The sequence below is a fragment of the Streptomyces thermovulgaris genome (genome assembly GCF_002155915.1).
GTDB lineage: Bacteria > Actinomycetota > Actinomycetes > Streptomycetales > Streptomycetaceae > Streptomyces > Streptomyces thermovulgaris.
Window position 1 is genome coordinate 1 of sequence record NZ_MUME01000527.1, and the last position, 932, is coordinate 932.

Genomic DNA, 932 nt, shown 5'->3' on the forward strand with positions numbered 1-932 from the left:
CGACGCCGGGCAGGAAGCCGGGCACGTCCACGAAGGTGAGCACCGGCAGGTTGAAGGCGTCGCAGGTGCGTACGAAGCGGGCGGCCTTTTCGGAGGCGTCGATGTCCAGGCAGCCGGCCAGTTGCAGGGGCTGGTTGGCCACCACGCCCACCGGGTGGCCCTCGACGCGGCCGAAGCCGGTGATGATGTTGGGGGCGAACAGCGGCTGGGTCTCCAGGAAGTCGCCGTCGTCCAGGACGTGCTCGATGACGGTGTGCATGTCGTAGGGCTGGTTGGCGCTGTCGGGGATGAGCGCATCCAGCTCTTCGTCCTGGGCGGTGATCGTGAGGTCGGCCTGCTGGGGGTAGGCGGGGGGTTCGGAGAGGTTGTTGGACGGCAGGAAGCTCAGCAGCTGCTGGACGTAGTCGATGGCGTCCTTTTCGTCGGCGGCCAGGTGGTGGGCGACGCCGGAGGCGGTGTTGTGGGTGCGGGCGCCGCCCAGTTCCTCGAAGCCCACGTCCTCGCCGGTGACGGTTTTGATCACGTCGGGGCCGGTGATGAACATGTGCGAGGTCTGGTCGACCATGACGGTGAAGTCGGTGATGGCGGGGGAGTACACCGCGCCGCCGGCGCACGGGCCCATGATCAGGCTGATCTGGGGGATGACGCCGGAGGCGTGGGTGTTGCGGCGGAAGATCTCGCCGTAGGCGCCCAGGGAGGCGACGCCTTCTTGGATGCGGGCGCCGCCGGAGTCGTTGATGCCGATGACGGGGCAGCCGGTTTTCAGGGCGAAGTCCATCACCTTGACGATCTTCTGGCCGTAGACCTCGCCCAGGGCGCCGCCGAAGACGGTGAAGTCCTGGGAGAACACCGCCACCGGGCGGCCGTCGACGGTGCCGTAGCCGGTGACCACGCCGTCGCCGTAGGGGCGGGTGCGGTCCAGGCCGAAGTTG

The 932-nt window shown here is 68.6% G+C and carries 1 protein-coding gene; it reads right to left on the minus strand.

Translation table 11 applies throughout. The annotated features are described in order from the left end of the window. Positions 1-932, minus strand: a 932-nt coding sequence (locus CCN35_RS27060; protein ID WP_281254830.1) for an acyl-CoA carboxylase subunit beta, incomplete at both ends; no start/stop codon positions are given.